The sequence below is a fragment of the Metabacillus sp. FJAT-52054 genome, from assembly GCF_037201815.1.
Lineage (GTDB): Bacteria > Bacillota > Bacilli > Bacillales > Bacillaceae > Metabacillus_B > Metabacillus_B sediminis.
This window is the reverse complement of the sequence record NZ_CP147407.1, coordinates 203,895-224,164: the sequence shown is the minus strand read 5'-3', so window position 1 is coordinate 224,164 and position 20,270 is coordinate 203,895. Positions and strand designations below refer to the sequence as shown.

Genomic DNA, 20,270 nt, shown 5'->3' with positions numbered 1-20,270 from the left:
TTCCGCCCTCCTTATTTGTATATACAACCATAACGTTTGTATGTACAAATTAACACGAGGAAAAAAGGATGTCAACTGCCCACCCTTTTCCAGCTTTAGTTTTTTTCAATAACGATAAAGCAAGTGCTGTCCGGAAGCCTGACAGGATTACCTGTTTCATCCGTTAGCTCTATTTTCTTCAGCAAATGCTCTTCATAGCCTTCTTGCAAATAATGTTCGAAAAGCAGAATTTCGGCTTCGCTTCCGAGAGCAGTCTTTATAAACTCTTTAAAAACCGTGGGGGTAAAGTAGCCAAACTGCTCCTGAACTTCATGCGGATAGGCTTCTTCTCCCCATGTATACGTGTAGAGGAATTCCATTGCATCGTTTACATTCAGAAGAACGGCATCCTCTCCCGCTAATGTGCAGTGGATTGCTCTCCCCTCAAAATCCTGTACATACCTTTTGAAAAAAGAAAGGCCCTTTGGATCTTTAAACCGAATGATTCTTTTTTGCTCCGCAGGTTCTGTCATAATGCCGTCCCGAATAATGATTCTCCCTTTTGGACGAAGGGCTTTCAGGGAGCTTTTTAATGCTTGAGCGATGACGAGATGATTAAACTTTTTGCCTTCGTAAGGAATATAGGAAAACATTTCATGAAGGATGGAAGAAAATACAATCGTATCTGCGCTTTCTTTTCCCACATACTGCTCGAGCTGCAAGGCATCCCCTTGCATGACTTCCCATGCGGCCTGCTCTCTTTGCTTTTTCCTTTTCAGCTCTTCTACTACATTTACAGCAATATCAATTCCAATTATTTTAGCCTCTGGATGGTACTGGGTTAACAGATCGAGCATCACCCCGCCTCCCGGACCAATATCAATCATGGTTTCTCCTATTGCGTAATCGGCAATTTTTTTCTTGAAATCCTGGGAGCTGTTCATGTCGCTTAAATACGTTTGTTCATTATTCAGCCGGTCATATCCATCTTTCCTGAAATTGAATAAATCATATAAAAGTACGATTGCCCGGTCATAGAGAGGAGATTTTTCTGCCTCCTGGCAAAACTCAATCAGCTTTTCGGCAGCGGCTGAAAAAGAGAAATAAATGCCTGCCATCTCCTCATGCTCGTTCAAAGCTGCGGAAATTAACTGGACATGTTCATTCTCCGGCTGCTTTCCGTTCAGAAGCTCTTCAATCGAATATTCATCAAGATAGGATTCTATAATTCTTTTTTTGTATACATTAACTGTCTTTTTTCCTTTATAGTCGTAATACAGTTCCTTCATCATCGGTTCAAAGGAAATCTGACTAAGAGCAGAATCCTGCGCCTGTTTCTCTGTAAGCAAGAATATCTTGATAAACTCCTCAAAACTAAAATCATACAGCGCGGCTTCCACATACCACATGTCAATCCTTTGAAAAAAAGCATGAAGCCGGGGTTCACCTAGAGGAATTTCCTTCACAAATTCTTTATAGACGGCTGCAAAGTCCTCTCCGAAAACGGATGCATTGGTTCTAAGCCTTCTCATCCTCTCATAAAGGGTTTGCTCCCTGCTCGTTTCACCCGCGCAGATCCAAGTGATCACTTCTCTCATTTCCTCTTCAACAGATCTCCAGATACCAGGAGACACGCCTTCGATGATGCACTGGTTTAAAGCATACAAAACCGAGAACAAGTCCTCCCTGCTTACATGTGTCAGAGGGATGAGAGAGGCATACCGGACTTCTCCTCTTATGTATTGTCCCGCTAATCCGTGAGTCAGGATGAGAAGGTATATGAACTCTTCCCGTTCGCGATCCCGTTTTGATTCCGGCAGCTTTTCCTTCTCAGAAGCATAAATTTGCGCAGATCCAATATTGTGTATGGCAAGCTGATAGCCCTTTTTCAGCCATTCACGCCTTTGGTGGGGAAGGCCGCATTTGGCTGTTTCACTCCAGATAAGGACTTCTTCCACTGTTTGTTTTTGGTATTCCGGAAGGTGTAACCCATCAAGTGTAATGAGCGTTCTTTCCACATACTCCAGTACAGGGTTTTCTGTCATTTGCTCCAGCGATTCAATTTGCTCAAGATTTACATTTTTCTCTTTCGTCAGGGTTAGGAATTTCAGCCACTTGTGCTCCCGAAGCAGCAGAGTGTTTCCTGATTTAAGCTGGCTGATCGCGTTTAAGGATGAAAGCACGGAATCCGCTCCTCTTTTCTATTTTTTCACCACTCTATCATACTCTATATATTCCAATACCCGGAAAAGGAATGTCCTTACGCCTATGCTCATAGAATGAGAGTATACGAAGGGAGCTGGTCCGGATGCTTGAATGGAGTGCGGCTGTTGCTGCAGTGGCCTTTACGATTCTTGTTGTCTTTTTGATTATGACGCTGCGCAAGGTTATGGTTACTCTCGCTGAGACCAAGAAAACGTTAACGGATGCCAGGAGTGCTGTGAATGGCCTTACGGAGGAAGCGGAGGAACTGATTCACACCGCTAATCAAATTTCAGTTGATGTTAAAGGGAAGGTCAAAGCGGTCGATCCTCTGATTGAGTCGGTGCATGATGTTGGCGAGGTTATTCAGAACGTTACGAGTTCCGTAAAAAGAGCGACCGCTCAAAATGCGAAGCCAAAAACGATTCATATGCAGGAAAGCAAGCCTGTTCAAATTAAATTAAAGTAAGCAAAAGAGGCCGGGATTAGACGGCCTCTTTCTTGTTATCATCCGTTCTCTTTAGAAATATGTCTTTTATGTGAAAATATTCACATAGTGTTGCATTTTCAATCGAACGGAGTATACTGAAGGTAAGATATGTGAAACACTTCACATATACTTGTGAATTACTTCACAAAACATATTAGGAGGTCTTTTCTAATGAAAGTTATTGTTATTGGATGTACACATGCTGGTACTGCAGCCGTTTCAAATATGAAAAAACAATACCCTGAAGCAGAGATTACCGTCTACGAGAAAAATGATAATGTGTCCTTCCTTTCATGCGGAATCGCGCTGTATGTAGGCGGAGTGGTAGAAAAAGCGGAGAGTTTATTCTACTCATCACCAGAACAGCTAGCCGATCAGGGAATTCATATGAAATTAAAACACGAAGTAACCAATATCGATCGTCATGGAAAAGAAATCACAGTAACCGATATGAAAACGGGTGAATCCTTTAAGGATTCCTACGATAAACTTGTTGTCACAACCGGTTCATGGCCGGTCGTTCCTCCGCTGGAAGGCATTCAGCTAAATAACATTCAGCTTTGCAAAAATTACTCCCATGCTAAAACAATCATTGAGAAATCAAGGGATGCCAAGAACATCACCGTTGTCGGTGCAGGCTACATTGGAATCGAGCTTGTGGAGGCATTTGAGCATTATGGAAAAAATGTGACGCTGATTGACGGGGAAGAACGGATTTTAAACAAGTACCTGGATCCCGAATATACGGATCAGATTGAGAGTACGCTTGCTGCGAAAGATATAACTCTTGCCCTTGGACAAACCGTAACGCGGTTCGAAGGTACTGACGGCAGCGTTTCGAAAGTCATTACTTCCAAAGGCGAGTACGAGGCAGATCTTGTCATCCTCTGCATCGGCTTCAAACCAAATACCGGTTTATTAAAAGGCGAAGTTAACATGCTTCCTAACGGGGCGATTATTGTGGATGAGTATATGAGAACGAGTGATGAAAGCATCTTTGCTGCAGGTGACAGCTGTGCCATCCGCTACAACCCGACAAAGCAGCCTGCTTACATTCCGCTTGCGACCAACGCAGTCCGAATGGGCACTCTAGTTGCGAAAAATATTATGAAGCCGACGGTCCGCTATATGGGAACACAAGGTACATCAGGGATTAAAATTTATGACCTGAACATCGCATCCACGGGTGTAACCGAAACAGCGGCCTCTCATTTGAATATGAATGTGAAATCCATCACAATTAAAGAGAATGATAAGCCTGAATTCATGCCTGAGTATGATGAAATTATGCTGAAAGTAGTATATGAGGAAGATACGAACCGCATTGTCGGCGCTCAAGTTATGTCAAAGACCGATGTAACCCAAGCCGTCAACACCCTCTCTGTCTGCATCCAAAATGAGATGACGATTGATGAACTCGGCTTCGTCGACTTCTTCTTTCAGCCTCACTATAACAAGCCCTGGAACTTTTTAAACCAGGCAGGACTTCAAGCGATTGGCTAAGCCAGGGGAATCCCTGGCTTTTTTTATTCCCTGCATAAGCTTACTATGGAGGCATTTTTATTTTGCTTCCTTTAACTCTTCCCTATCTCTTATAACGGCAGGACGGATCCAGGCCACATTTTCATGGACACCGGTTTGATCTTTTAACTTCTGCTGGATTGCCTGTATGTGCTCCTTAATGGTGGAGGCCGTCATCTCGAGTTCCATTAAATGCGATTGCTGCTCCATCGTAATCTCAGCAGATCCCTCAGTCCTCATGCTTAACTTTTCCGTTAGTTCCAGAATCTCATTCATCCGGTCGATTAGAAGCTGATTCTCCGTTTCCACTTCGGCTGAGTCTCTTTTCACTTCGTTTGACTGATCGGCCAAATGATTAACAGCGGTCATGACTTCTTTAAATATCCCATTCATTTCCTGGCCTTTTTGTTTTCCATCCTGAAGAATCTCCTGATTCAAATCAAAGGCCGTCTCCTGTGACAGGATGCTTTTGTGCACATCTTCTACGATCAATTCGATGGCAATCGCACTTTCCTTGACCTGAGCCGAAAGTTTGCGGATTTCATCTGCTACAATCCCGAAACCCGCTCCATGTTTCCCTGCTCTTGCCGCTTCAATCGCTGCATTCAGTGCAAGCAGGTTCGTTTGATTGGCTATATAATCAATTGAACTTAATGCTTTTGTTACTTCTCTCATTTTTACAACAAGCGACTGATTATAGGCTGCGAATTCATCCGAAATTGCCACAATCCTTGAGAAGACCTCGCTGAAATCTGCAGCTTTTTGCATCCCGCTGTTTGATAAAACGGTGACGTCCGCAGCTGTATGGGAGGTTATTTCAATAATGGAATCCAAATTTTGAATCATCCCGTTAATTTTCCCTAAGCGGTCCCCGAATACTTGGATAATCTCCTTCTGAGAATCAATATCCTGCACCATTTCCATAAGCTGTGTACCCACCTGTTCTGAAGACGCACTCACCTGAGCGTTCATCAATTGAAGATGTCCGCCATGAGCTTCCAGGTGCCTTAATTCCTCCAGTGAATCCACAAAAGCAGCTTCCGCCACCGGTTCTTCCGCTTCTTTTGCAGGTTCAGACTTTTTTCTAAAAAGGAAGACCAACAGCAAACTGGTCATGACCGCCGTACCCACCAAGGATGCAGCGAAAGACATCACAAAATAATGATAAAACGTAAGAACTATAGCAAAGAGGGATCCTCCTGCGATCAACGGTATCCTTGATTGAATCATATTGCAACGCTCCTTTTTTGCAGAATCCGAACAAGCTTGAAGGTAAACGGAATGCCAATCAGGTAGACCATTGAGATTTTTATGAGGTTAAAGGGCAGAATGACGAACAGCACCGCCGTCCTCATATCTTTTACCATTGGATTGAACTGGGCAAAAGAAGCTGTATACTCTTCCATACTTAAACCAAGAAGACTCATGATGGACGGCAGAATAAAATAGTAGTTAAGTGCGTACATCGCCGCTAAAAAAATAAGTGTGGAGATGCCATAGCTCGTCCAATCCAGTTTTTTACGGTAGAAATAAAACCATCCGATCAATCCCGCAATTAGAGATCCGGATATGAAATTGGCAAATTGACCCACAGGAAAACCTACATAGCTGCCATGCAGCACATACTCCACAATGTTCTTTACAAACTGAACCAAAATCCCTGCCAATGGCCCCATTGTAATTGCGCCAATCAGCGCCGGAATATCACTCAAGTCGAGAGTAAGAAAGGGCGGGAAAAATGGAAGTGGAATCTTAAAATAATACAATAGCATACTGCATGAAGCCAGAATGGCAATGGAGGTCATTCTTTGTGTTTTGGACATGGATTTATGCTCCTTTAATTTAGGAAAAGACAGCTTCATAAGCTGTCTTCTCTATCATTTATACGGTCGTCGTTTTTTTAACATGAGGTGCAAGGAGACTGACTGCCTGTTTGACAACAGCAGGGCTTGAGCTTTTAATTCCTTTGAATTTTCGGCCCTCCTCTACTTCATGAACCCCGAAGCCTTCCATATCAAATGCTACCATCATCGACTTAAACATCGGTGAATCAATGACAAGGAACCATTCTCTCATTAATTCGCTTTTAGGAGGCAGTGCAATATAATCAATTCCATCTGCCGGGTCCATGTCTGCATCGTTTTCCCCGAATATATGAACCTGAGAAAATTCCGTCATCGCTTGAAAACGATCGAGTACATTTTTTGCACGGGAAAACTTTTGAAAGCCCGCGTATACATTTCCTTTAAGCTTTTTGGTCAAAACCATATTTTCCATCATTAAGCACATGTACTCAAGTTGCGGTACACTCGTTTCGTATTTTAAGGATTGAGCATTGAGCCTTGACAGAGGGGCATTTTCCAGCCGTTCTGTTTCGCCCTCTACCGCTCCGAAACATTCTTGGAAAAGAGACAATTTTTGCAATGCCATCATTATATTCCTCCTCAAATTTACCCTTTTAGGTCTATGTATCTAATTAAATAGTATTATAAACTATAAAAATTATTATATCCACTTCTAACGTTCTGGTCTTTTAGTTCTATTTTTAGCAGCTTGCAAAAAGCATTCAAAACTATTAAGGAAAATAGCCCCCACTTCCTAAGACCAAGTTTGGTTTCGCCTTGCAGGGGAATGAGTTAAAGTGGAAGAGGAAGTATGGTAAGGAGGGCATTGGGTGAAAAAGAAAGCAGGGCTTGTGATTTTAGGCGTTTCCATTCTTTTTTTGCTTATTACGATCATGCAAAAGGATGATGAAAAAAACACGGATTTCATCAATGTAAAAGAGTATGGAGCCGCAGGTGACGGAATCAAGGATGATACAAAAGCCATTCAGAAGGCATTGAAGGCCGGACCTCATAAAAAAGTGTTATTTCCAAAAGGAAAGTATAAGGTGAGCGATGACTTGACCGTAAAAGGATATACAGAGGTTTACGGAGATCACGCTGGAATCTTTGCTGACTCCGGGTTAGCATCCGTTATCCGCATAAAAGGAGATCACGTCCATATTCACGATCTGACAGTGGATGGCAAGGCGAAGGCCCTTAGAGGCATTACTGTTGAGGCAGGTTCTTCTTATGCTCATATTTCGAAAAGCGTACTCCAAAACTTCAACCAGCCGGAGGAACCTAAGAAGCTTTCCCGGCAAACGGTAAGTGCTGTCAGGATTGAGGGCGGGACAAATCATACGACAGTAGATAAAAGCAGGATTTTCAATGTGATGGCCCGCAACCCGATTGAGGGCTGGAATCACCAAGTATCCCGGGGTATTCTGATCAGCCCGTCTTCAAAGGAGCAGACAGCAGCGAAAAATGTGACGATTTCCAACTCCTCATTCTCAAGCATTGGACCAAAGGATGACGGAGATGGCATTGTCGTTCAGGGATTTAAAGAAAAAGTGAACGTGAACATCCTTGCCAACACCTTTACCAATATCCATAAAAGAGCCATTAAAATACAGTCTCCCGGAGCTATCATCAAAAAGAATATCATTTACAACAGCTTCCGGAAAAACAACTATTATACGACCTACTACGATCCGAAAAAATATGATATGTGGGCGGCCATTTCGGTTTACGCCGACCACACCGTAATTCAGCAGAACTCCATCAGCGGTGCCGGTGACTATGGAAGAATCATCGATGTCGCCAATGCAAGCCATGTTAAAATCGACTCAAATTACATTCAAAATGGCAGCAGGGCCAACTACGGCGACTCCTCTGTGGTATCGATTACATCCGAGAAAAAACGGGATGCAGCATACATCACTGTTTCCAATAATACTCTTGCAAATGGACGCTACGGAATCTTTGCCGGCAAAAACATAAAAGGGATTAAGGTCTTAAACAACCGGCCAATCAATGTAGCAGACTATCAGAATAAAGCATTGAAGGAAACATTGAAGGAAAGCTAACAAGACAGCCTGAGGGCTGTCTTGTTTTGTTGCAATTATAACAATTATCAGCTGGTCTACTAAGTCTTACACACTTTAATTTTGAAAAGATCAAGACAGAAGCAGCAACCCAATCCACGTCACAGACTAGAATTAATAAACTCATTTACATATTTGCTCATTTCTCTATACTGAGTCCAATGAAGATAATGATATCCTTGTAATGAAACTACTTTACTTGAAGAACTCTTACTTAATTGAGTTTGATAAAATGCTACCTTAGATTTACCTTCTTCCCTTCTTTTATCTTCTTCCCTGGCAAAAAATAAAACTGGCATCTTCGTTGGGAATTTCAGCTCTTTCGTTTTATTTATGTTACTTCTAATTTCATTTGTTTCATCTACTACATTTCTGTTGTAGCCTTTCCAAGCAAAAATCGCTTTTGTTATTTTTAAATTCTCTTCAGAATATGTACCCTTCTCTGCTAATGGAAGGAAGTCAATCGGAATCACATTTACAGCTAACCTTGCAACTCCCGCTTGAGCAGCATATTTCAAATATTCGGGCATGGCTGGAGCGGATTCGCCAAAATAATCTAAAGCCTTAGGTAACGTAGCATCAATACCAATAACAGCTTTAACTTCAGCTGGATATTTATCAGCATAATACATACTGTAAATTCCGGAGATAGAGTGAGGCATTAATATATAGGGACCTTCTACATTTGCTTTTTTTAGAGCTGTTCTAATTTCTTCCACTATATTTTCCACTGTACGGGCTTTATTTGTAAAATCACTCCATCCATATCCAAATGTTTCTACTACTGCCACCCTGTTATTTTTAGCTAACTCGTTTATTAACGGTTCAAAGTCTAAAGCAGGAGCAGCAGTTCCCAATCCGCTTAGTAAAACGATTGTGTCCCGCCCTGCCCCTTTCGAATAGACGTGCATATTCTCACCATTTACTTTTACTAATTTGCCAGCCTCAGGAAACTTTTTTTGTTCATATAAGTTCATTCCTTGATGGCAAAATACCCAAATAAACATGGCTGCTGTCAAAAACAACAGGGTGTTCCTGAACATAATCCAAAACCTGAATTTTTTTTTAATACTCATTCTTACCTCCCATCCCCATCAATACGAGCAAAGTTTAAGACCACCGTGAAGGGCAGTATTAAAAGCTTACTGCCGGCTCTCTGGCCTCCTCTTCCATCTGAGAAAGAACCTTAATAATCTTCTTATAAAACTGCTCCTTGCTTTCCCCCCTCTTCAATTCGTTATGAAGCTTTCCGTCCTTGATGAAAACGATGCGGTCGCAGTAGCTTGCGGCGGAAGCATCGTGTGTAACCATCATCATGGTAGCTCCTGCTTCTTTATTGATTGATTCCATGATTTCAAGGACATCTCTTGCTGATTTCGAATCCAAATTCCCTGTTGGTTCATCTGCCAAAATCAGTTTTGGCTGATAGATAATCGCCCGTGCCATTGCCGTTCTTTGTGCCTGTCCGCCGGAAATTTCATAAGTTCGTTTATCTAATATAGGAGCAATACCGAGTTTTTCTGCAATCCTCTCAGCTTTTTCATTCATTTCGTTCACTTTCATGCCATCGAGTGTGAGACTCAGGACGATGTTTTCCTTCACAGTGAGAGTTGGCAGCAGATTAAAATGCTGAAAGATAAATCCGAGCTCCCGTCTCCGGAACAGCGCCAGCTCTTTAGACGATAAACGGTTTGGATTCTTCCCATCAATTAAAATCTCGCCGTCTGTCGGGGAATCGATGGTTGATACCATATTCAAAAGCGTTGTTTTCCCGCTTCCTGATGGACCCATCACCCCAACGAACTCTCCCTGCTGAACGGTCAAATCAATTTTGGAAAGCGCCCGGTAGGAAACCTTCCCTTCGTACACCTTTGAAACATTTTTCACTTCAAGCATATTAGCTCCTCCTTTAGATGGCTTGCTTCACTTTATTTACATAACCAATGCGAATGATGAGGAAATAAACGAGCTGGATCAGCATGAAGCTTCCAAGCACCATCGCAATTTCTGTCCAAATTCTTGTGCCAAACATATTGCCAAGCGCAATCAGCGCGATAAATCCGTGTGCAGCTGCTACCCCTACAGGAACAAAAAATAAGAGAGACATTTGAACGGTTACAATTTTCTTCATCTCTTTATCTGTCAAACCGATTTTTGAAATCGCCTGATACTTTTTCACATCCCCTTCGAAATCGGCATAAAGACGGAAATAAAGGAAGCTTCCGGCAGCTGCGAAGAAAACAAATCCGATAAACAGCCCGACGAATAAGAAAATATTAATCGACTGTTTCACTTGATCGATCTTTACCGCTGATGATGTAAAAAGGAAGGCTGGATCCGCTTTCTGACTGGAGGAATATTCAAGCTTTTTCCCTGCAGCAAGTGTAGAAGAGGCGTTTTCTGTCCGATACGCCGTGTAGGATTTCTCCTCTGCTTTGATTGCAGCAAACTGCGGATCCGGCAGGATGACCAAGTCCCCGGTAAACAAACTCATGGAGAAAAGCAGTTTATCCAATACTTTCGGTTTCTTTGTTTTCTCAGGAAGCCCGTTTATATGAATTGGCTCCGGCTCATTCCCTTGTGTTAAACCGCGGGGATATAAAAGGTCCTCCTGCATCATAGCGGCCTCTCCTTTTTTAAGGGCCAGCTTCGGTTCATTCCAGAGTGCAGCCGCACGATTGTAATCTGTCTCGCTCATGAACGTATAAGCCTGGTTCTCATCGTTCAGCTTCTTATAGGAAACACTCAGTTTTTCATAATCCGTCCCACTCAACGCATCCTCAATCTGGCTGATTCGCTCATCTTTTTTCTGATCGTTCGGTGCAGCCTGATACACAAACGTATAAGGCTCCTGCAGTTCCACACTGTTTGTCATCATTGCACGGAAACCAACAAGTGTACCAATCGCGGCAAAGGCAACAGTTGAAACAATCGAGACAATAAAAAACATCCGCGCGTTGTCCTTCATTCGAAAGGAAAGGTCTGAAAAAGTGACGATATTGGTCCGGTTTAAATAGATGCGCTCATTCGTTTTCAGTTTTGAAATGATCCAGACGCTTGCTTGCGTAAAGAGAAAATATGTACCGATGACGACAACGATTGTAACGGGAATCATCGCGGACACAACCATCACTCCCTTCACAGCAATAGCGGCTGCGTATCCCCCAAAAAGCAGAACCGCGGCAAGCACTGTCCGGATCCTGGATGCCTTCGGTTCAGGTCTCGGCTTCTCAGTGCCTGTCAGCAAATCAATCAGCTTATTTCCTTTCAGGACGGCAGCAGTGAATGATGAGATGACAAAAAATAATACCGTAAAGGCCGTAAAGGTCAGAATCATAGCACTTTGAGGGAAATAAAACGGCAGTGCCGGGTTCATTCCGATCACCTTTGATCCAAGAATGAGCAAACCCTGGGACGCTAGCAGCCCGGCTCCTATTCCAAACAAAATGGATAGCAGGCCAATGACCATGTTTTCCAGGAAAACAAGCTTTCTCAGCTGCAGGCTTGTCATCCCATGCAGGATGAACAAACCGAATTCTTTTTTTCTTGTTTTAAGGAACGTGCTCATTGAATAGAGGATAAAAAAGAATGTAAATACATAGATGATGGACTCTGCAAAGTGCATGCCTGTTGAAGCATCCTTCAAAGTACCCGCTGTGAGTGCAGGGTGAAAGGCAAAGACGGCATAAACGAAGAAAACAAAAACAGAAAATGCACTGCTTAAGAAATAGGCTGCATACGTCCTCCAATTCCGAAGAACGTTATTGAGAGCCAGCTTGCGAAAGGTCAAAATGAACACTCCTTTTAATCTTATATGAATTAGGTGTATTACTACAATTAGTACACTTAATACATTATGATATTTTCCTTTTGTTGTCAATATAGAAAATTTAAAACCGGATGATATGGCCCTTCACTTCGATTTGTGAGTTTACCGGTGTCGCTCGCATCGGTTTTCCGGCTGAACTCTCTGCTTTTCCGGCCGTTCCCGCTTGCTTTCCTGCCAAACTTCTTTTTCCAGCCGATTCTTTGCCTTTCCGGCCGCTCGCCACGGTTTTCCAGCCGGACTTCCTGCTTTTCCGGCCGTTCACGATTGCATTCCAGCCAAACTTTTTCAGCCCCCTAAATAGTGCTAAGCCTGTGTCTATTACCGAATATCCATAAATGAGAAAATGACTATCCTCTTCCATATTTCACCTAATTGTCATAGATTTGTGTCTGTTGTTTTAAAGATGTATTTACAATATTGTTTTAATCCGTTTACAAGAGTACTTTTAAGATGTATTAAAAATACTTGTTTATGAAGGAGAGCAGAATCTTATGCTAAGCGAAAAAACCAAGAGTATTGTTCAATCTACCGTACCTGTTTTAATCCAGCATGGAACAGCCATTACATCCTGCTTTTATAAAAACCTGTTCACCGATCATCCTGAGCTTTTAAACTTATTCAATCAATCGAATCAAAAGCAGGGAAGACAGCAGGAAGCACTTGCTCAAGCTGTACTTGCAGCGGCAGCGAACATCGACAATCTTGAGGTGATTTTTCCCATCGTTAAGCAGGTTGGACATAAGCACAGGAGTCTCGGTGTAAAGAAAGAACATTACCCGATTGTAGGAAAATACTTATTAGAAGCAATGAAAGAGGTTTTGGGCAATCAAGCGACAGACGAAGTCATTACTGCATGGGGAGAGGCTTATGGAGTTATTGCTGGGGTTTTCATTGGAGAGGAAAATAAAATGTATCACCAAGCTGAAAATCAATGTGGTGGCTGGAGCGGCTTTAAGAGTTTTAAGCTTGCAGATAAGGTGGTAGAAAGCGACGTTATTACTTCCTTCTACTTAACCCCAGCTGACCACCAATCGCTGCCGGATTTTCTGCCGGGACAGTATATCTCAGTCAGAGTCAAACCGGATGGAGATGCTTTCTGGCATAACCGGCAGTATAGTTTATCCAATGCACCCGGTACCGGAATCTTTAGAATATCAGTTAAAAAAGAACAGCCAGGAACGGTATCCGGCTTCCTCCATAATCAATTGAGCATTGGGGATTTCATTGAGGTCAGTGCACCTGCTGGAGATTTTACCCTCATTGATAACGGTCCGGAGCCCATTACCTTTTTAAGCGGCGGAATAGGAGTGACTCCATTCATCAGCATGCTGAACGATCTTGCAAAGAGAAACCCTGAATGGAATGTGCAGTTTATCCATTCAGCCCAAAACGAGCAGGTTCATGCTTTTAAAAAGGAAGTCAATCACCTCATCCAAAGCATGCCAAATGCGGAAGCTGTTTTTTTCTACGAGAATACGGATGGAAGACTTTCATTTGAAGAGCTCCAGCGAATCCTTCTTACCAAGAAAGGAAATTTCTATGTGTGCGGGCCTGTTCCTTTTTTAAAGGCGATGCTTAAAGCATTATCTCTCCTCGATATTGAAAAGAACCGAATTCATTATGAGTTTTTTGGGCCGGCTGTACATTTGAACGAGCCGCAGACAGTATGAAAATAAAACCGGAGATCCATTTCTCCGGTTCTTCATTATTGTACTGATTGAATTTTTTCCCTGTCTTAGCTGACTCTTCCGCGCACCTGCCACTTATAAACCACAATCCCCGCCATCATGATTAAAATTCCAGCAAGCTTATTCAATGAAAAAGGAATCACTGTTGCTTCAAATAATCCGAATGAGTCAATGATTAGAGCAAGGGTAAGCTGCACAACAATGACAATCGATACGGAAAAAGCAGGTCCAAGCTCCTGAATTCCTTTCATCACACTAAATACAATCCCCACTCCAAAAAGACCGCTTAGCAGATAGAATGGGTTCAAGTCTCCGATATCGAACAGATTCCCTCCATCAATAAGAAAAAATGGAACAAGAGATGAGACGAGCCCCAGTCCGAGAACGCCCATTGTCGTCAGCCATGCTCCGGCTTTGCTGCTCACCCTGGCGTTAAATACGGTTTGCAGGCTGATGAGCAGTCCTGCCATCGCCGCAAGAATCATTCCTATCATATGATCCCTTCCTTTCTATTCATATATATTGCCGCTGGCGAGCTCTCTAAGTTTCGCAGCGTCTTTTATACGTAAGTTTCCGTTTCTTCGCTCAATCATCTCTTCCGCTGCCAGCTTCTGAATGACACGGTTTAAATGGCGGTAGCTCGTGCCAATCAAGTCAGCAATCTCCTGCAGGCTCGAGGTTTTCATCTCCTTGTAAAACATAGAGCCTTCTCCATCAGAAGAAATGGAAAGAAGATAGCTCGCAAGCCGGACTTCCACCGGATACAGCATATTTAAACTGGAGGAATGGGATTCTGTATAGAATTTATGGGTAACTTCCTCCAGCAGGAAACGGAGAAATGCCGGATCGGAATCGGCAAACTCAGAGATCTCCTGAAAACTTACACCTGCCATGATACCTTCCGTCACTGCTTCTACCGTATTAAACACGTCCCTTTTTTTGATGTATTCAATGTCCCCAATCACAGCCATTGGGGTTTTAAAGCGGACAATCAGTGTTTTGCCTTCCGGCGAGATCGTATAAATTTTTACCTTTCCGCTTAACAGGAAGTACATATGCTCAAGCTTATCGCCTTTTGAACAAAGATTTTCACCTTGTTCAAAGCAGTAAAGGCTCATGTTTTCTGCGAGCTTCTCAGGGAAAACACCTTGAAGTCCAGCTTCAGCGAGCATACGTGTAAGCTGTTCCGGATGATCATATTTTTTCAACTTGCCTTCCCCCTTTTACATTTTAAAAATAAAGACTCCAAGGATCATTATCCCGATTCCTATCCAATGCCGCTTCTTGACTCTTTCTTTAACCGCACCAAATAATCCTTTAGAGTCAATGATAAATGCACAAAGCAGCTGGGCAATTAAAAGAACTGAAACGGCAAACGCGACTCCAAGCTCATTGATGGCAGACATTTCCCCAAATACAATCAAGCCTCCGAACAGCCCGCCGATTAAATAAAAAGGAGGGACTTCCTTCAGTCCGCTCACCCGTCCGTCCCGGATGAAACTGTAAACGACGATTGATAACGTAAATCCTATAAGATGAATAAGGGCATTCGTCCGCCACACTCCGAGATCCTCGCTCATCCTTGAGTTAAATACCCCTTGAAGCGTGATGAAGATTCCTCCCATTATTGAAAAAATGATTCCTTTCATACCATTGCCTCCCTGCTCTTTTTTCACTCCTCTTATTAAATGACAGGAAGGAGCGGTTTTAAAAGGACATATGTCCTTCCCTTTTGGAGCATAAAAAAGACCCCTTGCTGTGCAAGAGGTCTTGAATTCTTCTTAGCTCAATTGTTTAATAACTTCTTTTGCCACGCTAATTGTGGACTGCGGATTTTGGCCTGTAATCAGGTTTCCGTCCGCTTGAAGATGATCCGTCCAATTCTCTTTTGTGACAACGTTCGCACCAAGCTCGCGAAGGCGTGTTTCAAGCAGGAACGGCATGTATTGATCAAGCGTTGTTGCTCTTTCTTCTTCATCTGTGAATGCTGTTACCGTTTTGCCGGCTACAAGTGGAGTGCCGTCAGAAAGCTTCACTCCTACAAGACCCGCTGGTCCGTGGCAAACAGCAGCGACAATTTTATCCGCTTCGTACATATCGCGGACGATTTCATGAAGCTTGATGTTATCCGGAAGGTCGAACATGGTGCCATGTCCGCCAGGCATGAAGACTGCATCATAGATGGAAAGATCCTCAATATCTTCAAGCTTTAATGTATTTTCCAGATATTTCGCTGTATCCAGAATTTCCTGCGGAGTTTCTCCGCCTTCCAGACTGCGGTCGTCAACCGGAGCTTTTCCTCCAAGCGGACTTGCTACTGTTACGTCATATCCAAGTTTTTTGAACTCAACGTAAGCCTCTCCGAACTCAGAAAGCCACAATCCTGTTTCGTGACCATTGTTCATTTTATCAGCCGTCGTTACGACCATTAATATATGTTTCGCCATGATTTGGTTCCTCCTCATGTGAATGATTGAATTTTTTTTACAGACCCTATTCTAGTCCCATCTGATCCATAATACAAATTAGAAAATTGCAGAGTATGTATAAGGATATTTATTAATATGTCCATTTAAAAAAGCTCCATTCAGGGCCTACGTTTCAATCACAATTTCCCCTTCATCTGAAGGGACTTCAAAACCATTTAAAAAAGCAGATAAAATCTCTTCCGTAATCGGAAAGGCTGCGTTGGCATCAAAGCGCTTGCTTCGTATCTTCAGCCTCTTTCGCAGTTCTTCCGGGTGCACCTTTAAATAAATGAGCTTCCAATCACCACCTGCTTCTTCAATCAGTTGTTTATACGTACTTCTTCTCGTACGCTGCCAAAAACTGAAGTCTATGACAACGGATTTCCGGTTTCGTATTAGTTCTTCCAATTGTTTCCGAAGCTTTATTTCTGCTTCCTCTTTGAACTTCTCGTACTCTTCTTCACGGTAGTCAATTCCAAACCGACCATGAACGGTCCATATTTCTTCATCTATGGAGAGCCTAGTAAAACCTTCCTTTTCGAGCTGCTGGGCAAAGGTTGTCTTTCCTGAGCCCGCGACCCCGCACATCATAACTGCTAATGGTCCGCTATGCTTTAAGAGGTCTTCTATTACTGTGCTCATTGTTTTTTCTCCAGATTCAGCTGCCATGAGACACCATATTTGTCCTCCACCCAGCCGAACTTTTCGCTCACGGGTGATGAGGCAAGCGGCATCAGCACCTGTCCATGATCGGATAGCCTTTGAAAAATGGTCTCGATTTCCTCATCAGATTCGAAGGCCACAAACAATGACAGAGCCGGGGTAAAGGCATGATGGTCGCCATTCGTGTTGTCGATGCACCTGAACGTTTGACCCTTAAGTGTGAAAATAGCATACATCACTTTGCCATCTTCATGATGAAAAATCTGCTGAATATTCGAATCATCAAAGATGGAGAGGTAGTGGTTCATCGCCTCCTCTGCCTGGCCGGAAAACATGAGGAATGGTGTAATTGGATTGGACATGCACATACACTCCTTTCATGTTTAATCATTTCAAGATTGGCTTCCAAAAGTCCTTTTAAAAAGGTAATTCTCTTCTCCAGCCAATACTAAAGGCCTCGCTCAGCCAGTACATCAGCGAGGCCTCGAGTTTTTAGATATGTGTGCCTGACCCGCAGTCTGCTAATGAACGAAAGCTCCAGCACCGACTCTTGAAGCCATTGGCACACAAGGCTTCCATGACTTAGGCCTCTGTCCCCTTCTGCGGTGAAGGAGTTGGGGACTGGCACCGTGCCTGTGCTATGCTCCCCATATAGTTTACAGGGTCTCCTTAGACATGTTAGTGTCTTCAATCAAAGGAGGAGATCCAGATGAGAAAATACTCAGCGGAATATAAAAAGAAAGTGGTTAAGTTTTATCATGACCATGCAGATATGGGCTATTTAAGTGTGGCTAGGGAGTTTGGCATCCCTTCTGACGAAACGGTGAGACGGTGGATTAAAAAGGATCAGGTAAAAGAGAAGCCAAAACCAGAAAAGCAAGAGGGGCAAACGACGAGAAGATGTCTTCCATCTGGATGGCCTAAACCAAGGACGCTAATGGAAGAGAAAGCTTTTTCAGATGCGGAGAATGCTTACTTAAAAAAGTTATTAGCCTTGAGAAAGGAGGGCAGATAACCAAATCAGAGCGATTTGAAATCATTCATCATTTGGTGGAGAACTATAGTATCTACAAACTTTGTCTCATAGCTGGTGTTTCCCGATATGGCTATTATAAGTGGAAAAAGAGGCTCTCACGGCCTCTAACTAAGGAGGAGAAGAGAAACCAGGAAATGGCCCTTCTTCTCAGGGAGAAGTATTTTGAGGAAAAGGGACGACAAGGATACCGCCAATTGACCACCTATTTGAGGGATCACCATGATCTGTTCGTCAATTACAAACGTGTAAGAAGGTTATTGAATAAGATGGGGCTGCATGCACGTCAGAGACGTAAGAAAATCAGACATTACGATCAAGAAAGCTACTTTGCACCTAACCTTTTAAAACGTAATTTTAAGACCGATTATCCGAATGATAAGTTATGTATTGATATCACTTACGTCTATGCAGGGAGTAAGCGATACTATCTATGTGCCATCATTGATTTATTCAACAAAGAAATCATTGCTTATCATTTGAGTGACAAGAATGATACGGAGCTAGTCTTGGATACGCTCAAAAAAGCAGATAAAAAAAGAGACCTGAAATGTGCCACCCTGCATAGCGACCAGGGACACCAATTCACGTCTCATAAATACAAAAACACACTTATAGGGTATCAAATCGTCCGTAGTATGTCTAGAAGGGGGAACTGTTGGGACAACGCACCGATTGAATCATTCTTCAGTCATTATAAGACAGAAGGTCTTTGGTTAGATCGTCCCCGCACGTTACAACAATTAGTGGAATCGACAGATGAATACATGGAGTTCTATAATCAGCGAAGATACCAAAAGAAATTAGGCTATCAATCACCGAAAGAGTTTTCTAAAAGCGTATCAAATTAAAAGAATCGACCCTGTAAACTTGACAGGGCGCAGTGCACTGACCCGCTGTGTGCTAGCGAACGAACGCTCCGGCACCTGCTCTTCAAACCGTTGGCAGACAAGGCTTCAGTGACCTAGGCCTCTCTCCCCTTCTGCGGTGAAGGAGTTGGAGACTGACCCCAATCCTAATCCCACCCGCTACTTTACAAAAAAAATGAAACCGCTCCGTACAAAACAACCGTTATTCCGGCAGCAATGAGGGCCGGCTTCAGCTTATATCTGGCATACTTCAACACGGATAAGTTAAGAATTCGGGCGATGGTATTGGTATCGTCGCTCAAAGGCGAGGCAAACGCTCCAAACGTTCCGCTCGCAAACACGGTTCCAATGACCAGTGGAAGCGATAGATCGGAGGCAATCGCAATGGAAACGCCGAGCGGCATAAGAATTCCCCACGTTCCCCAGGCGGAGCCAATGAAATAGGAGACCGCTGCTCCAAACATAAAGAGAATCGGAACAAGCAGGGATGGCGGAATCCATTGCGAGTGGCTAGTAACAAAACGGGAAAACCCAAGCTCCTCACTCGCAGACGAAAGTCCCCAAACGAAGGAAAGCAGCACAATTACTGACATTAAATCATTTCCGCCAAGGATAAAGTTATTCAGCAGTTCCCCCGTTTTGATTTTCTGAAATCTGAAAAACAGGAACGTTAAAATCAATGCGACAAGGAGCGCCGTCAGCATAGCAGTCAGGACGTCTGCTTTAATAAAGGCGGTAAAGAACCCCCCTCCTTTTTGGTGTCCATCCCACCATGTGAACAGAAAGGTCAGGCCAATGACGAGGATAAGCGGTACAAATAAATTCCACGGCCGCTCCGGGAGATCCTTTCCTACCGATGGATCACAATTGTGCCAGTCGTCTTCACCGGATTCGTCGCCGATCTCTTTCGGATCGCTCTCCTCTGTCGATTTTGAATGATGGAAAAAACTCAAATAAATTCCGACTAAAATCAGGACATAGGAAAAGAAATTAAATGGGATGCTTTGGAGGAACAATTGATAGGAGTCCTCCTTGATTTTTTCGTTTTCAAGGGCCAAGTCGATGAGTGAGGTCATGTAACCGACAAATGCAGTCGCAATCGGAATGAGGACAATAATCGGGGTAGCCGTCGTTTCAATTACAAACCCCAATTCCTGAGTTGACATCTTCACTTTTTTCAAAAGCGCCCGCATAATCGGAGCAATGGTGACAAACCGGAAGCTCGGTGCCGCGAACGTTCCAATCGTTGATATGTATGTGAGAAAAAGAGCCTGTTTCTTAGTTTGAACCTTTGCAGATGCCGCTTCTACGAATCCGCGAATCCCGCCGGCTATTTTAATCATTCCAATTAAGCCCGTAAAGGCGTACAAAAACATAAAAATTTTGATGTTCCCCGGATCAATGATTCCCTTTACGAGAATTTCAATCATTTTTGTGAGCCCTCCCACTAAAGAAGGCTGCAATAAATAAGACCCTGCGAGCAAGCCGGCAAACAGGCCAGGCAGCACCTGCTTCGTTTTGATGGCAATGGGAATAGCAATTAAAAATGGGATAACCGAAAACCAATCGTTTTGCATGACGTCTCACCCTATCCGTTTTT

The 20,270-nt window shown here is 43.2% G+C and carries 21 protein-coding genes; 6 read left to right on the top strand and 15 right to left on the bottom strand.

Going from position 1 to position 20,270, the window contains the following annotated elements; genetic code table 11:
* Nucleotides 1-95: 95 nt before the first annotated feature.
* A complete protein-coding gene (locus WCV65_RS01255; RefSeq protein ID WP_338779413.1) occupies nucleotides 96-2,162 on the bottom strand; it encodes a class I SAM-dependent methyltransferase in 2,067 nt (688 codons plus the stop codon).
* A gap of 125 nt (nucleotides 2,163-2,287) precedes the next feature.
* On the opposite strand from WCV65_RS01255, the gene WCV65_RS01250 reads away from it, so the two are divergent.
* Together WCV65_RS01250 and WCV65_RS01245 are read left to right on the top strand one after the other, a co-directional pair.
* On the top strand, nucleotides 2,288-2,650 hold the full coding sequence (locus WCV65_RS01250; RefSeq protein ID WP_338779412.1) for a DUF948 domain-containing protein: 363 nt from the start codon (nucleotides 2,288-2,290) through the stop codon (nucleotides 2,648-2,650).
* A 192-nt stretch (nucleotides 2,651-2,842) separates the two neighbouring features.
* Nucleotides 2,843-4,174 carry an FAD-dependent oxidoreductase gene (locus tag WCV65_RS01245; RefSeq protein WP_035410062.1) on the top strand — a complete coding sequence of 444 codons (1,332 nt, stop codon included), beginning with the start codon at nucleotides 2,843-2,845 and terminating at the stop codon, nucleotides 4,172-4,174.
* A 57-nt stretch (nucleotides 4,175-4,231) separates the two neighbouring features.
* Here the strand turns inward: WCV65_RS01245 and WCV65_RS01240 are convergent, their stop codons facing one another.
* The 3 genes from WCV65_RS01240 to WCV65_RS01230 are packed head-to-tail and all read right to left on the bottom strand — an operon-like array spanning nucleotide 4,232 to nucleotide 6,622.
* The gene (locus tag WCV65_RS01240; RefSeq protein WP_338779411.1) at nucleotides 4,232-5,422 is read right to left on the bottom strand and encodes a methyl-accepting chemotaxis protein; all 1,191 of its coding nucleotides are present in this window, start codon (nucleotides 5,420-5,422) and stop codon (nucleotides 4,232-4,234) included.
* Nucleotides 5,419-6,054 carry an ECF transporter S component gene (locus tag WCV65_RS01235; protein WP_082883882.1) on the bottom strand — a complete coding sequence of 212 codons (636 nt, stop codon included), beginning with the start codon at nucleotides 6,052-6,054 and terminating at the stop codon, nucleotides 5,419-5,421. The genes WCV65_RS01240 and WCV65_RS01235 overlap by 4 nt, the downstream gene beginning before the upstream one ends.
* 19 nt (nucleotides 6,055-6,073) lie before the next feature.
* Nucleotides 6,074-6,622, bottom strand: a complete 549-nt coding sequence (locus tag WCV65_RS01230) for a DICT sensory domain-containing protein (RefSeq protein WP_035410168.1) — start codon at nucleotides 6,620-6,622, stop codon at nucleotides 6,074-6,076.
* Nucleotides 6,623-6,866: 244 nt separating this feature from the next.
* Here WCV65_RS01230 and WCV65_RS01225 point away from each other — a divergent pair, with 244 nt between their 5' ends.
* A complete protein-coding gene (locus WCV65_RS01225) occupies nucleotides 6,867-8,102 on the top strand; it encodes a glycosyl hydrolase family 28-related protein (protein WP_338779409.1) in 1,236 nt (411 codons plus the stop codon).
* Nucleotides 8,103-8,221: 119 nt separating this feature from the next.
* Here the strand turns inward: WCV65_RS01225 and WCV65_RS01220 are convergent, their stop codons facing one another.
* The 4 genes from WCV65_RS01220 to WCV65_RS01205 form a co-directional block, all read right to left on the bottom strand.
* Nucleotides 8,222-9,196: an alpha/beta hydrolase gene (locus tag WCV65_RS01220; protein WP_338779407.1), complete on the bottom strand. Its 975-nt coding sequence runs from the start codon at nucleotides 9,194-9,196 to the stop codon at nucleotides 8,222-8,224.
* A gap of 58 nt (nucleotides 9,197-9,254) precedes the next feature.
* Nucleotides 9,255-10,016, bottom strand: a complete 762-nt coding sequence (locus WCV65_RS01215; protein ID WP_338779405.1) for an ABC transporter ATP-binding protein — start codon at nucleotides 10,014-10,016, stop codon at nucleotides 9,255-9,257.
* A 13-nt stretch (nucleotides 10,017-10,029) separates the two neighbouring features.
* A complete protein-coding gene (locus tag WCV65_RS01210) occupies nucleotides 10,030-11,910 on the bottom strand; it encodes an ABC transporter permease (RefSeq protein WP_338779404.1) in 1,881 nt (626 codons plus the stop codon).
* Nucleotides 11,911-12,010: 100 nt separating this feature from the next.
* Nucleotides 12,011-12,310, bottom strand: a complete 300-nt coding sequence (locus WCV65_RS01205; RefSeq protein WP_338779403.1) for a hypothetical protein — start codon at nucleotides 12,308-12,310, stop codon at nucleotides 12,011-12,013.
* Between the two features lie 130 nt (nucleotides 12,311-12,440).
* On the opposite strand from WCV65_RS01205, the gene hmpA reads away from it, so the two are divergent.
* The gene (hmpA, locus tag WCV65_RS01200; protein WP_338779402.1) at nucleotides 12,441-13,619 is read left to right on the top strand and encodes an NO-inducible flavohemoprotein; all 1,179 of its coding nucleotides are present in this window, start codon (nucleotides 12,441-12,443) and stop codon (nucleotides 13,617-13,619) included.
* 65 nt (nucleotides 13,620-13,684) lie between these two features.
* Here the strand turns inward: hmpA and WCV65_RS01195 are convergent, their stop codons facing one another.
* From WCV65_RS01195 to WCV65_RS01170, 6 genes are all read right to left on the bottom strand, one after another.
* Complete coding sequence (locus WCV65_RS01195) at nucleotides 13,685-14,131, bottom strand: DMT family transporter (protein ID WP_338779401.1); 447 nt, start codon at nucleotides 14,129-14,131, stop codon at nucleotides 13,685-13,687.
* A 15-nt stretch (nucleotides 14,132-14,146) separates the two neighbouring features.
* Entirely contained in the window at nucleotides 14,147-14,845 is a 699-nt protein-coding gene (locus WCV65_RS01190; protein ID WP_035410088.1) for a Crp/Fnr family transcriptional regulator, read from the bottom strand.
* A gap of 15 nt (nucleotides 14,846-14,860) precedes the next feature.
* Complete coding sequence (locus WCV65_RS01185; protein WP_035410091.1) at nucleotides 14,861-15,286, bottom strand: DMT family transporter; 426 nt, start codon at nucleotides 15,284-15,286, stop codon at nucleotides 14,861-14,863.
* Between the two features lie 132 nt (nucleotides 15,287-15,418).
* Nucleotides 15,419-16,084: a type 1 glutamine amidotransferase domain-containing protein gene (locus tag WCV65_RS01180; RefSeq protein ID WP_338779400.1), complete on the bottom strand. Its 666-nt coding sequence runs from the start codon at nucleotides 16,082-16,084 to the stop codon at nucleotides 15,419-15,421.
* Between the two features lie 147 nt (nucleotides 16,085-16,231).
* Nucleotides 16,232-16,747 (bottom strand): ATP-binding protein, encoded by a 516-nt coding sequence (locus WCV65_RS01175; RefSeq protein WP_338779399.1) that lies wholly within the window; start codon nucleotides 16,745-16,747, stop codon nucleotides 16,232-16,234.
* On the bottom strand, nucleotides 16,744-17,136 hold the full coding sequence (locus WCV65_RS01170) for a VOC family protein (protein WP_338779398.1): 393 nt from the start codon (nucleotides 17,134-17,136) through the stop codon (nucleotides 16,744-16,746). The genes WCV65_RS01175 and WCV65_RS01170 overlap by 4 nt, the downstream gene beginning before the upstream one ends.
* A 341-nt stretch (nucleotides 17,137-17,477) precedes the next feature.
* Here WCV65_RS01170 and WCV65_RS01165 point away from each other — a divergent pair, with 341 nt between their 5' ends.
* Nucleotides 17,478-17,783 carry a transposase gene (locus WCV65_RS01165; protein ID WP_338778704.1) on the top strand — a complete coding sequence of 102 codons (306 nt, stop codon included), beginning with the start codon at nucleotides 17,478-17,480 and terminating at the stop codon, nucleotides 17,781-17,783.
* Nucleotides 17,756-18,652 carry an IS3 family transposase gene (locus tag WCV65_RS01160; protein WP_338782110.1) on the top strand — a complete coding sequence of 299 codons (897 nt, stop codon included), beginning with the start codon at nucleotides 17,756-17,758 and terminating at the stop codon, nucleotides 18,650-18,652. Before WCV65_RS01165 ends, WCV65_RS01160 begins: the two co-directional genes overlap by 28 nt.
* Nucleotides 18,653-18,834: 182 nt before the next feature.
* On the opposite strand, the gene WCV65_RS01155 is transcribed toward WCV65_RS01160, so the two are convergent.
* The gene (locus WCV65_RS01155) at nucleotides 18,835-20,247 is read right to left on the bottom strand and encodes a Na+/H+ antiporter NhaC family protein (protein WP_338779396.1); all 1,413 of its coding nucleotides are present in this window, start codon (nucleotides 20,245-20,247) and stop codon (nucleotides 18,835-18,837) included.
* Nucleotides 20,248-20,270: the final 23 nt, after the last annotated feature.

What these genes read in the sequence shown, in the direction of transcription:
- WCV65_RS01235 (WP_082883882.1), bottom strand. Translation starts at nt 6,054, where the DNA reads ATGAAGCTGTCTTTTCCTAAATTAAAGGAGCATAAATCCATGTCCAAA.
- WCV65_RS01250 (WP_338779412.1), top strand. Translation starts at nt 2,288, where the DNA reads ATGCTTGAATGGAGTGCGGCTGTTGCTGCAGTGGCCTTTACGATTCTT.
- hmpA (WP_338779402.1), top strand. Translation starts at nt 12,441, where the DNA reads ATGCTAAGCGAAAAAACCAAGAGTATTGTTCAATCTACCGTACCTGTT.
- WCV65_RS01245 (WP_035410062.1), top strand. Translation starts at nt 2,843, where the DNA reads ATGAAAGTTATTGTTATTGGATGTACACATGCTGGTACTGCAGCCGTT.
- WCV65_RS01240 (WP_338779411.1), bottom strand. Translation starts at nt 5,422, where the DNA reads ATGATTCAATCAAGGATACCGTTGATCGCAGGAGGATCCCTCTTTGCT.
- WCV65_RS01215 (WP_338779405.1), bottom strand. Translation starts at nt 10,016, where the DNA reads ATGCTTGAAGTGAAAAATGTTTCAAAGGTGTACGAAGGGAAGGTTTCC.
- WCV65_RS01165 (WP_338778704.1), top strand. Translation starts at nt 17,478, where the DNA reads ATGAGAAAATACTCAGCGGAATATAAAAAGAAAGTGGTTAAGTTTTAT.
- WCV65_RS01195 (WP_338779401.1), bottom strand. Translation starts at nt 14,131, where the DNA reads ATGATAGGAATGATTCTTGCGGCGATGGCAGGACTGCTCATCAGCCTG.
- WCV65_RS01220 (WP_338779407.1), bottom strand. Translation starts at nt 9,196, where the DNA reads ATGAGTATTAAAAAAAAATTCAGGTTTTGGATTATGTTCAGGAACACC.
- WCV65_RS01185 (WP_035410091.1), bottom strand. Translation starts at nt 15,286, where the DNA reads ATGAAAGGAATCATTTTTTCAATAATGGGAGGAATCTTCATCACGCTT.
- WCV65_RS01175 (WP_338779399.1), bottom strand. Translation starts at nt 16,747, where the DNA reads ATGAGCACAGTAATAGAAGACCTCTTAAAGCATAGCGGACCATTAGCA.
- WCV65_RS01230 (WP_035410168.1), bottom strand. Translation starts at nt 6,622, where the DNA reads ATGGCATTGCAAAAATTGTCTCTTTTCCAAGAATGTTTCGGAGCGGTA.
- WCV65_RS01180 (WP_338779400.1), bottom strand. Translation starts at nt 16,084, where the DNA reads ATGGCGAAACATATATTAATGGTCGTAACGACGGCTGATAAAATGAAC.
- WCV65_RS01155 (WP_338779396.1), bottom strand. Translation starts at nt 20,247, where the DNA reads ATGCAAAACGATTGGTTTTCGGTTATCCCATTTTTAATTGCTATTCCC.
- WCV65_RS01205 (WP_338779403.1), bottom strand. Translation starts at nt 12,310, where the DNA reads ATGGAAGAGGATAGTCATTTTCTCATTTATGGATATTCGGTAATAGAC.
- WCV65_RS01170 (WP_338779398.1), bottom strand. Translation starts at nt 17,136, where the DNA reads ATGTGCATGTCCAATCCAATTACACCATTCCTCATGTTTTCCGGCCAG.